Here is an 11,365-nt window from a genome sequence, read left to right on the forward strand (position 1 = left end):
TGTAAAATGGATGCAAGATCAGTTAAAACCATCGAAGACGCCAAAAAAATTGTTGAAGAACGTGGTCTTACCCACATCAAAGTTGGGCTGTTCGATAACGATGGGATTATGCGTGGGAAGTACATGTCAAAAGGCAAATTCTTTTCATCTCTCGATAAAGGCTTTGCTTTTTGCGATGTCGTTCTGGGTTGGGATTCAAAAGACCAACTTTACGACAACACCACATTTACTGGGTGGCACACAGGATACCCAGATGCACCAGTAAAAATTCTGCCAGAGACGTGTCGAGACGTATTGGATGAAGACGGCATGCTTCTATTTATCGCAGAGTTCGACGAGAAAGCTGCCAACGTTTGCCCAAGAGGCACACTGGAGCGCATCCTTAAAAAGCTCGATGATTTAGGTTTAAACGCCTTTGCCGCGTTTGAATATGAGTTTTTCGTTTTTAACGAAACACCCAAGTCCGTCCGAGAGAAAAACTACAACAATTTGGAACCTATAACACCAGATTGGTTTGGTTACTCCATGATACGAAACTCCACCTATCTAGAGTTATACCAGCAATTGATCGACCTTGGAGAGACGATGGATTTTCCGATTGAAGGGATCCATTCAGAAACGGGACCTGGAGTATTGGAAGCAGCGCTTGAAGTCGATAAGGCGATGGAATCCGCTGACAAAGCGGCGTTATTCAAGACTTACACAAAAGTTCTCGCCCAGAGAAATGACCTAATGGCGACCTTTATGGCGAAATGGAGCAACGACTACCCTGGTCAAAGTGGGCATATCCATATTTCGCTGCAAAACAAAGACGGCAGTTCCGCTTTTTACGATCCAAAAGGCGAACACAATATGAGCACGCTACAGCGTCACTTCGTGGCGGGTTTACAGCGCTTAATGCCTGACTTTTTATGTATGGTCGCCCCCACGATAAACAGCTATCGCAGAATGATTCCCGGCTTTTGGGCACCCACCCACTCCACATGGGCAGTAGAAAACCGAACCACGTCTTTACGCGTTATTCCCGGCTCGCCGAGTAGTCAAAGAGTGGAATACCGAATTGGTGCCGCCGACGGTAACCCGTACCTCGCGCTGGCTGCTGCTTTGGCGTCTGGTCTGTGCGGAATCATGAACAAATGGGAACCCGGTGAACCCATCGTTGGAAACGCTTACGAGCAGGATATTCCTGAAGACTTAAAACTCCCTGCAACACTCTGGGATGCTGCTCAACGCTTGAAAGGTTCTCAGCACGCGCGGGATATGTTTGGCGATGAGTTTGTGGACCACTTTGCCGCCTCTCGTGAATGGGAAGAACGAGAATTCAGAAAAGCGGTAACGGATTGGGAAATGAAGCGCTACTTCGAAATTATTTAAGCTTATCCGTCGATATTGAAAAGAGCGAACACAAAAGAAGGTATAGGAAAACATGGAACAGAAAACCCTATCGCCGATCAATGGCAATATCTGCGTCACACGCACATTAGCATGCGAAGAAGACATCGCGCTTGCCATTGATAAAGCCAACAAAGCCCAAAAGGAATGGCAGGCAACACCTCTAAAGGCAAGAAAAGCGATTTGCAAACAAGCCATCGAAAATTTTGTTGCAAACAAAGCGGTCCTTGCTGAAGAAATTACCATGATGATGGGCAGACCCATTTCTTACACGCAAGGCGAGATCATGGGCGTTGAAGAGCGTGCGCTCTCAATGATCGAGCAATCCGACAAAGCCCTTGAAACCATCACGCTACCAGAGAAAAAAGGGTTCACTCGATACATCAAGCGTGTCCCAGTTGGAAACGTTTTGATCATCGCACCATGGAATTATCCGTATTTAACAGCCATCAACGCTGTGATTCCCGCCTTGCTTGCTGGGAATACCGTGATCTTGAAACATTCTGCTCAAACCCCTTTGTGCTCAGAACGGTTAGTGGAGGCGTTTAAAGGGACTGGTATACCTATTGGCACTTTTCAATATTTACATACAGACCATGCTTCCACTGAAAAACTCATTCAAAACCCTAGTATTCATTACGTCGCGTTCACGGGTTCTGTTGCTGGTGGCGAAATGGTGGAACGCAATGCCGCAGGTCGGTTCATTGGTGTCGGATTAGAACTAGGTGGCAAAGACCCTGCGTATGTAAGAGCTGACGCCAACCTAGACCACGCGGCTGAATCGCTGGTAGATGGTGCGTTCTTTAATTCTGGTCAATCTTGTTGCGGTATCGAGCGAATCTATGTTCATGAATCGGTTCACGATTCATTCGTTGAAAAAGCTGTTACTTTGACCAAGTCCTATCAGCTCGGTGATCCCAATCATTCGGATACAACACTTGGTCCAATGGTGCGCACGGCGGCTGCCGATTTTGTGCGAGAACAAATTAATGATGCTTTAGCTAAAGGGGCGACCCCACACATTGATGAATCTCTGTTCTCCACAAGTCAGGAAGGCACCCCCTATCTCGCCCCCCAGATTTTATCCAATGTCGACCACTCCATGAGTGTTATGACAGAAGAATCCTTTGGACCCGTTGTTGGTATTCAATCGGTAAGCAGCGATGAAGAAGCCATTCAATTGATGAACGACAGTGACTTTGGGCTGACCGCTTCCATTTTTTCTACTGATGAAGAAACAGCGAGCCGACTCGGTGAAAGCGTTCAAACTGGCACTTTTTTTGTCAATCGCTGTGACTACCTTGACCCTCAGTTGGCATGGACAGGTGTTAAAAATTCCGGTCGAGGGTGCACCTTATCTCCAATCGGTTTTGAAATGCTAACGAGACCGAAATCTTTCCACATTAAATCCTTGGGAGAGAAATAATGACACATGCAAACTGGAACTATCCAACCGCAATTAGCGTCGGAGAAGGCTGCTTGGACTCACTGGCCGAACACTGTAAACGCCTTAACATGTCGTCTCCCTTGTTGGTCACCGATCCATTCTTAGCGGATTTAGACATCGTGAGAAATGCGATATCAAATTGCCAATCACACGGTGTATCAGTGGGTTTATTTGCCGATATTCAAGGCAACCCAACCGATTCCAATGTCAATCGTGGAATTGAGGCTTTCAATAACGGAAAACACGATGGCATTGTTGCGTTTGGAGGTGGTTCTAGCCTAGACGCAGCCAAAGCTATCGCACTTTGCACCAAACAAAGTCTTCCACTGTGGTGCTTTGAGGATGTCGGTGACAATTGGATGCAAGCCGATGAAAGCAAAATAGTCCCAGTTATAGCGATTCCTACCACGGCGGGTACAGGGTCTGAAGTGGGCAGAGCATCTGTGATTACCGACTCTCAAACTCACGTAAAAAAAATCATCTTTCACCCGAAAATGATGCCAGTGCAAGTGTTGCTCGATCCCAACGTTACTGTAGGGCTACCAAATCATATTACTGCCGCGACAGGTATGGATGCGCTCTCGCACAGCATAGAAGCTTATTGCGCTCCCGGTTATCACCCAATGGCTGATGGCATCGCGGTTGAGTCAATAAAACTCGTAAAGCACTACTTGTATCGAGCGTATCTAGACGGAACGGACATCGAAGCGAGAACTCAACTCCTCGTCGCCTCAAGCATGGGAGCGACGGCGTTTCAAAAAGGGTTAGGGGCAATGCATGCCTTAGCGCATACCCTAGGCGGGCTATACGATAAACATCACGGACTGCTAAATGCCATTCTGATGCCCTACGTTTTGGAAGCCAATCGCGACAAAATTGAAGATAAAATGTTGGTGCTCGCAAGATCGCTTTCTCTCCAATCCCCCAGCTTCGATGCCGTACTTGAGTGGGTTTTGGGAATGCGTAAAACGCTAAACATCCCACACACTTTAGCGGAAATAGGGCTAGACGGAAGCGACGCAAAGCGAATTGGCGAGCTCGCCGTTCTTGATGCTGCGGCAGGTGGAAATCCGATTTTATTCAACGCTGAAGAGTATTCGAATCTGTTTATGCACGCTCTAACGGGTCAACCCATGAATCAACCAACCTCGTAGCGGTGATGACTATGAAAATCGGTATACTGATCTGTGATGACGTCAATCCTAAGTTAGAGCCAGATCATGGCAGCTATAAAGATATGTTTACACGACTTCTGCATGCTGTAGATGAAACACTTGAGCTTCGGTTCTATTGGGTCAATCATTCCGAATTTCCTGACGATGTTTCCGAATGTGATGCCTATATTACTTCCGGTAGTAAATCTGGTGTCATGGATAGCGATCAATGGATCCAAGAGCTAGAGAATCTGGTTCGTCAGATCCACCAGAATCATATACCTTTCATTGGTATATGTTTTGGTCATCAATTATTGGCTAAAGCGCTGGGAGGACAAGTTGACAGGGCCGATGTTGGCTGGGGAGTCGGTACGGCAATTGCTAAAATTGTCGCCCCCTACCCTTGGATGCTCCCATACCAAGACACGGTAAACCTACTGGTTAGCCACCAAGATCAAGTTATATCAATGCCAGACGATGGTCAGGTGGTCGCGGGAAACGATTTCTGCCCTGTGTCCATTATGGTGGTGGGGAAAAGTTCACTAGGGATTCAGGCACATCCCGAATTTTGCGCGCCCTATTCAAAAGCCTTAATAGAGGTACGAAAAGACGCGATTCCAAAGCCTGTTCAAGACAAAGGTTTAGCGTCCTTAAAACTGCCCACAGACGGCTTGTTGGTGACTCAGTGGATGTTGAATTTCATTAAGTATGCCCGCCCCAAGTGAGAAAATTTTGGCGAAGAATACCGGAGAGGTACGCTATCAGATTAAAGAGTATTTTTTAGAAAAGATTGTAAACTAGTCAGCTCCGACTGAACTAAGAAATCCTCGCTATCAACTTCTAGCATAGTGGTTAGTTCTTTGGCGTCAGCATGTTGGCCAGATTGTATCTTCCAGTAAATCAAATCGAGAAGAATACTCGTCTCTGCGCGGCGCGATCCGACCATTTCATTGATCGCCAATGCTTCTTCCAAAGCAGTGATACGTACCTTGGTCTCTAGGTTTTGACTTCGACTAAAGCGAAGCAATGCCATCATCTTTTGAGGGAAACTGGTTTGATTTGTATGGTTGCTTACCGTTAACTCCGCTCCCGCTACTGACGTGTGCCAAGGCGGTACTCCTACGCTCGGGATTGCATCAGAACCTAACGGAGAGCGCTCAAGACGCTGCCGATTTAACAAATAACCCAAGTAGTATTCGATTTCATTGCCTTGCTCCAACCAAAAGTAGTTGGCACCTATCACTTCGGAATAATGACTTTGGGATAAATGCATCTCCGCTTTATCTAGCTCACCTTTTCTCATCCACATTTCCGCTAACCATAAATGCGACATTGCGACAACAATGGGATCGGGTGAACTCTCTAACAAAGACCGCAGGTTTATTTGTGCTTCTTCTCTATTCCCGAGTTCCAATTGGCAAATTGCGTATTGAAGCACACTCCATTCGTGAGACAAATCAATCGTATATGAGGCAGCGAAATAGTGCTGAGCAAGTTTACACCCTCGCTGACTTAACGCGTGTTGCCCTTTCGCATACTCGTGCATCGCATTCACTTCAAACTCATATTCGGGTAACGCATCAACGTTCTTTGCTGGGCGCAGCAAGTGCACAATGCTAGACGCTATGCTCGGCATGCTAAGCGCCAAGTCTTGTTTTTCTATTTCGCCAGATGTTTGATTTAACTGCTCGTCCAAAATGGTATAGGAAATTATCTGCCTTCCCTGCTTTAACGATACGGAAGCAAAGATCGCTACATTTACGCTGGCAGAAGAAAAATCATTACTTCGCCAGTCTTTAAGAGCGTTACTCTTTGCTTTGAATTGGTTAGGTGGGTAAACCTGAACATCTGGATAAAGCATAAGATCAGTGGCAAGCATGTCGCTTAAGCCATATTCAATCCAATGATAGGAATCAAGTTGGGTGGCATTTTCAAAGGGCAACACCGCTACTCTGATTTTTCTGTCAGAGAAATCCATCGAGCCCTCTTGGTTGAACACCCAAAGTAGCGTCACAAGTATTAGGAGTACACAGGACAGTGCGGCAAAGCTGTTTCTTCGCCAGTGTGACGGTTGTTCATCCACTTGTGTAATGGGAGCAATCCATTTATAGCCTTGATTAGGAATAGTTCGAATAAACCTGGGGCTAGAAGCCGAATCACCCAACAGCTTTCTCAGCTCCAACACGCTCTGAGATAAGGAGCGCTCTCGATAATCTCCATTGGTCCAAAGCGCAGCTAAGAGCTCTTCTTTAGAGATAATACGTTCAGGGTTTTCAAGAAAATAGCAGAGAAGTTGGTGGACTTTATTGCGAACAGCGACGGGTTCATCATTAAGTATTAGGCACTCTTTCTCAGCATCAAATCTGTATTCCCCAAACTGAATCATAAATCCCTTTCTATATTTCATCGAATAGCTCAGAAGGTAAGAAGACTATCGCGAGCGAACTGTTCTTTCAATCAAGAATCAACGAATAAGCTGATCACTCTAATTGACGATCAATGCACCTTAATTTGAAGAAGATAAATCTGAATTTGACATCTTTTGTAATCTCTTGCTTTTGAATTGATATCATTTTTAGTCATTTTAATTGAACAAGAAGCCTAGGCAATGCACCTTGAAAATCACATAACACAAGGAGTTTAAAATGAAAAAGACGGTTTTTATATGCACTGGATTATTGTTCTCAGCAGCCACTTTTACAACCAAAGTATTCGCAACGGAGAACTTGGTTTTTGTGCATGGAGCTCACTTCAATGCCGAATCTTGGAAACAGGTATCGGGTTCCTTATCTTCTAATATCCAACCAGTTTTATTGGATCTACCAGGACGAATGGAATCGGAAAATGCCGAAATCATCACACTCAGTTCATCTGCAAAATCATTGTGTAGGGAAATCAAAGCACTGGAGGGTAACATTCATTTTGCTGCACATAGCCAAGGGGGCGCAATCGTCAACCAAGCCGTGGGGTTATGCCCCTCTAATCAATTCCAATCCATCACCTACGTAACGGCAGTAGCTCCCCAACAGGGGGAAACGGCATTCGGTTCGTTGAGTAAACAAGACGAAGCAAATTATTTTGAAGGCGTTCGCTACAACGAAACAAGCCACCGAATGGTCATCGGAGATAGCGCCAAGTTTGCAGAAACCTTCGCACAGGACGCGAACGAAAAGCAAAAGAACATACTCCAACGCCTTTCCCTTTCTGAGCCCGCACATATAGCAGAAGAAAAGGTGGCATTTGAACCTTCTAATATGGAACGCATCAAGAAGCATTACGTCTTCGCTAGTAACGACAAAATCATTTCACTGGAATCTCAGCTGAAGATAGCCAAAAACGCACAAATCAAAAGTGTATACGCCATGCAGACAGGGCATCTCCCCATGCTTACAGACAGCGAAGGACTCGCTCGAATATTGAATTCGATTGTTCTATACCCAAGTCAAAAATAATCGGAGCTAATTTATTACGAACGTAATGTGAGTGCGGAGCTAAAAGTAAAACGAGGATAAAAGTAAAAGAAAAAAACCGAGCGTAAAGCACGCTCGGTTTTAAAAAGGTTTTGTCCGGCAAACGGTGACTAATCGTAATTCAAGTAACTTAGGGGGAACTCTAGCCGAACAAAATTCTTATGCGTTTAGGTTTTTCATTGCCGCGGCAACTTTATCAACCTTACCAACACCAACGATAACTTGGATAGATGTTTTACCCAGTTTAACCACACCAGCGGCACCTAGTGCTTTCAATGCTTCGTCGTTGATATTTTCTGTGCTCTTCACTTCAAGACGTAGGCGTGTAATACAGTTGTCGATTGTTACTAGGTTTTCTTTACCACCTAGCTCTGCAATGTATTTAGCCGCCAACTGATCGATGTTCTCTGCACCTTCTTCAGCCATTTCTTCACCACGGCCAAGCGTCTTAAGGTTGAACTTAGCGATAGCGACTCTAAATAGCACGTAGTAAAGCAAACCAAAGACTAAGCCCTGAGGGATCAGCATGTACCATTGGGTTGCTAGAGGGTTTTGGCTACTAAGAACGAAGTCGACAAGACCAGCGGAGAAACCGAATCCGGCCATCCACTCCATTGATGCTGCGATGAACAAACTGATACCCGTTAGGACAGCGTGAATCAAAAACAGTACAGGTGCAAGGAACATGAATGAGAATTCAAGCGGTTCGGTAATACCTGTGAAGAAAGAAGCAGCACCTGCCGCCAACATAACAGAGAATACTTTGCCTTTGTTTTTCTTATCTGCACTGTGGTAAATCGCCAACGCTGCTGCAGGTAGACCAAACATCATGATAGGGAAGAAACCCGCTTGATACATGCCTGTTACACCGGGAGTCGCCGTACCATTTGCAATAGACTGAGCACCACCTAGGAAGTTAGGAATATCATTGATGCCAACTACGTCAAACCAAAATACTGGGTACAACGCGTGGTGCATACCAACTGAAAGGAAAAGACGGTTTAGGAAACCGAACAAGCCAGCTCCTAAAGGACCGAGATCTTGCAGTGCAGTACCAAGAGAAAGTAGCCCAGAAAAAACAACAGGCCATACCGTCATTAGGATAAACGACAGAATCATACCGGCGATGGACGTTAGGATAGGAACCAAACGCTTACCACTAAAGAACGCTAGGAACTTAGGCAATTCTACGTGCGAGAATCGGTTGTATATTTCAGCTGAAATAATACCAACGATTATACCCACAAACTGATTATCTACATTGTCAAATGCCATGTTGACATCGTCAGCAGAAATGCCTTGAAGCTGCGCAAGCGATTCCATAGAAAGGAGTGTTGTGACGACAAGCCACATAACATAACCAGACAGAGCAGCGGAGCCATCTTTGTCTTTTGATAAACCAAATGCCACACCTACGGCGAATATTACGGCCATATTGCCGATGATGGCACTACCAGACTTTATCAGAAAAGCAGCAAGTACGCTTTCGCTGCCCCAACCAACTGGGTCTAACCAGTAACCTACACCCATCAAAATTGCTGCTGCTGGCAAAGTCGCTACCGGCACCATAAGTGCCTTACCAACTTTCTGCATATAACCTAATACGCTCATTTAAATCCTCAAGAAGTATTTCAAAATCTTTGGCGGATTTTACAAACGTAATTTTACGACGCAAAAAAACTCATCACTATTGTGCCTAGTGTCACTATTATCAATAAAAACAACTCTAGCCATAGGGTTTTTATTGATATTTTTATCTACTAAAAGTATAATATACAGGTTTAACATCCAGTTAAAATCATATTAACAGTATTATAAATACCACTCAGATATAGATATTTCGCAGCATGTAATTTCATTTGCGAATTCAAATTGATTCTTTGAACCCTTAAGTAAGAAAGCCAGATGTAAAAACGCCAAAGGTATGAACTTTGGCGTCATGCTGAAATATTAAAGTGTTTAAGCTAATAGCCTGAGCTAGAGAATAGTATTAAGCCAACTTAAACCGATTGATCATCCTCATCATGTCTTCAGAGACTTGGCTTAACTCTTCACTTGCCGCTGCCATTTGTGTTGATTCGCTGGCTAATGAATTAGAGCCATCATTCAAACTGGACACATTTTGGTTAATGCTGTTTACCGTAACGGTTTGCTCTTCTGTAGCTGCGGATATTTGCTGATTCATGCCTTGAATTGCATGAACTTCTTGCGCAATTTCATTCAGCGCATCGCCTGCGGAAGAAGAAATCTCAGAGGTATTGGTTGCTTTTTTCGCCCCTTTACTCATCACACCGACCGCCTGTTCTGCTCCTTCTTGCAATTTCTCGATGATGGTTTGAATTTCAATCGTGGATTCTTGAGTTCGTAAGGAGAGCGTTCTCACTTCATCAGCGACCACGGCGAAACCTCGCCCAGCTTCACCTGCACGCGCTGCCTCTATTGCCGCGTTCAGTGCGAGTAAGTTTGTTTGCTCCGCGATACCCCTTATCACTTCAAGAACGGTATCAACATTTCGGCTGTCAGTGGCAAGCTGAGATATGACCTGACTGGCTTCCCCGATGTCTTCCGCTAATAGCTGAGATTCACGTATGTTACGTTGAATAATTACCAAGCTTTGCTCTGTTTGCTTAGCCGCCTTTACGCTGTAATCTGAAGCATCTACAGTACGCCCAGCCACTTCTTCCACAGCTGTTAGCATTTCACTCATCGCGCCTGCGAGCTGAGAAGTATCACTTTGCTGTTGATTGAGATTGACATCAACCGACGAAACTGACGAAGAAAGCTGATTGGCAGAAGCTGCCAACTGGGTGCCCGCATCACTCACACTTCTCATGATCTCCTGAATTGAGCCAACAAAGCGGTTAAAGTACTGTGCAAGCTCAATAAGCTCTTGACTGCCCTCTTCTTTCAAACGTTGCGTTAAGTCACCTTCACCACTAGATAAATCGCGCATTGCAGCAACGGTTTTATTGATTGGGGTGGTAATGGTCTTCACGAAATATGCAATTAACGCCGATAGTACAATCAGAATCATACCGGCATTAGTCATGGATATGATTTGCGACTGCTGAATATCTCGCTCAAGTGAGCTCATGTTGATACCAGTACCAATCATCCACCCCCACTCGTGGAAGTAGTCGGCATAGCTGGTTTTTGGAGAAAGCTCTGTCGCATCTGGTGATGTTTTCCACATGTAATCGACAAATCCGCCTCCTTGCTTACCTGTCGAATAGAGCTCTTCTACGAACAGTTTGCCATTCCCATCTTTCAGTGGAAGGATATTGGTACCAAGCAATCGCTTCAGCCCAGACGCCAACTGGATGCCATCTTTGTCTGCAACAAATATGTAGTTTCCGTTATCAAATCGCATTGCGGATATCGACTCTAACGACAACCTCTGCGCTTCTTCTGTCGACATTGAGCCATTCAAGCTTTGTGCATGGTAATAGTTAAGAACGCCTACCGCCCCTTCGACTATTTGCTGAACACCGCGCTCGTAGTTTGCGCGCATATGCTTTTTCGTTGCTGACGCATCCAACAGCGAATTTGCGATTAACCCAACAGCAAACAGAACCAAAATCATCCATGCACGCATACTTATGGGTGCGTTTTTTAGAGAAAAGTTCATAGTGTCTCCTCGTTACTCATGCGGACCAGTGACATTCTCACTGGCGTAGCAAGACTCATGGCTCTCATACAGCTGACGCAGTGCATCTCTGCATTTTTTTTCATCTTTTGCATTGTCTTCAAAAGACTGAATGACTGTTTGAAACTGCTGCAAAATTTGACGAGAGCTTTCTTCCGATTTTTGGCAGACACCATGAGCGTCTTGTAACTTTTTATGCGACAGTTTTTTTCCCTGCGCACGTTTAAAAACACTATTCATAGCTAACCCCTGACGT

The 11,365-nt window shown here is 45.0% G+C and carries 9 protein-coding genes; 5 read left to right on the forward strand and 4 right to left on the reverse strand.

Annotation, left to right across the window (positions count from 1 at the left end; genetic code table 11):
- The first annotated feature begins 6 nt into the window (after positions 1 to 6).
- Genes LDO37_RS09960 through LDO37_RS09975 form a run of 4 tightly spaced genes read left to right on the forward strand, consistent with a single transcriptional unit; the run spans position 7 to position 4,718 of the window.
- On the forward strand, positions 7 to 1,374 hold the full coding sequence (locus LDO37_RS09960; protein ID WP_126607298.1) for a glutamine synthetase family protein: 1,368 nt from the start codon (positions 7 to 9) through the stop codon (positions 1,372 to 1,374).
- A 52-nt stretch (positions 1,375 to 1,426) separates the two neighbouring features.
- A complete protein-coding gene (locus tag LDO37_RS09965) occupies positions 1,427 to 2,818 on the forward strand; it encodes an aldehyde dehydrogenase family protein (RefSeq protein WP_126607297.1) in 1,392 nt (463 codons plus the stop codon).
- Positions 2,818 to 3,993, forward strand: a complete 1,176-nt coding sequence (locus LDO37_RS09970; RefSeq protein WP_126607296.1) for an iron-containing alcohol dehydrogenase — start codon at positions 2,818 to 2,820, stop codon at positions 3,991 to 3,993. The genes LDO37_RS09965 and LDO37_RS09970 overlap by 1 nt, the downstream gene beginning before the upstream one ends.
- An 11-nt stretch (positions 3,994 to 4,004) precedes the next feature.
- Positions 4,005 to 4,718, forward strand: coding sequence for a glutamine amidotransferase-related protein (locus tag LDO37_RS09975; protein ID WP_185829770.1), 714 nt, complete (start codon positions 4,005 to 4,007; stop codon positions 4,716 to 4,718).
- A gap of 41 nt (positions 4,719 to 4,759) precedes the next feature.
- On the opposite strand, the gene LDO37_RS09980 is transcribed toward LDO37_RS09975, so the two are convergent.
- On the reverse strand, positions 4,760 to 6,379 hold the full coding sequence (locus LDO37_RS09980; RefSeq protein WP_185829769.1) for a winged helix-turn-helix domain-containing protein: 1,620 nt from the start codon (positions 6,377 to 6,379) through the stop codon (positions 4,760 to 4,762).
- A gap of 259 nt (positions 6,380 to 6,638) precedes the next feature.
- On the opposite strand from LDO37_RS09980, the gene LDO37_RS09985 reads away from it, so the two are divergent.
- Positions 6,639 to 7,445: an alpha/beta hydrolase gene (locus LDO37_RS09985; RefSeq protein ID WP_126607293.1), complete on the forward strand. Its 807-nt coding sequence runs from the start codon at positions 6,639 to 6,641 to the stop codon at positions 7,443 to 7,445.
- Between the two features lie 177 nt (positions 7,446 to 7,622).
- Here the strand turns inward: LDO37_RS09985 and nagE are convergent, their stop codons facing one another.
- From nagE to LDO37_RS10000, 3 genes are all read right to left on the reverse strand, one after another.
- Positions 7,623 to 9,074 carry an N-acetylglucosamine-specific PTS transporter subunit IIBC gene (nagE, locus tag LDO37_RS09990; RefSeq protein WP_126607292.1) on the reverse strand — a complete coding sequence of 484 codons (1,452 nt, stop codon included), beginning with the start codon at positions 9,072 to 9,074 and terminating at the stop codon, positions 7,623 to 7,625.
- Between the two features lie 379 nt (positions 9,075 to 9,453).
- On the reverse strand, positions 9,454 to 11,091 hold the full coding sequence (locus LDO37_RS09995; protein ID WP_126607291.1) for a methyl-accepting chemotaxis protein: 1,638 nt from the start codon (positions 11,089 to 11,091) through the stop codon (positions 9,454 to 9,456).
- Positions 11,092 to 11,103: 12 nt separating this feature from the next.
- Positions 11,104 to 11,349 carry a hypothetical protein gene (locus LDO37_RS10000; protein ID WP_126607290.1) on the reverse strand — a complete coding sequence of 82 codons (246 nt, stop codon included), beginning with the start codon at positions 11,347 to 11,349 and terminating at the stop codon, positions 11,104 to 11,106.
- Positions 11,350 to 11,365 lie beyond the last annotated feature (16 nt).

Source organism: Vibrio penaeicida (assembly GCF_019977755.1).
GTDB lineage: Bacteria > Pseudomonadota > Gammaproteobacteria > Enterobacterales > Vibrionaceae > Vibrio > Vibrio penaeicida.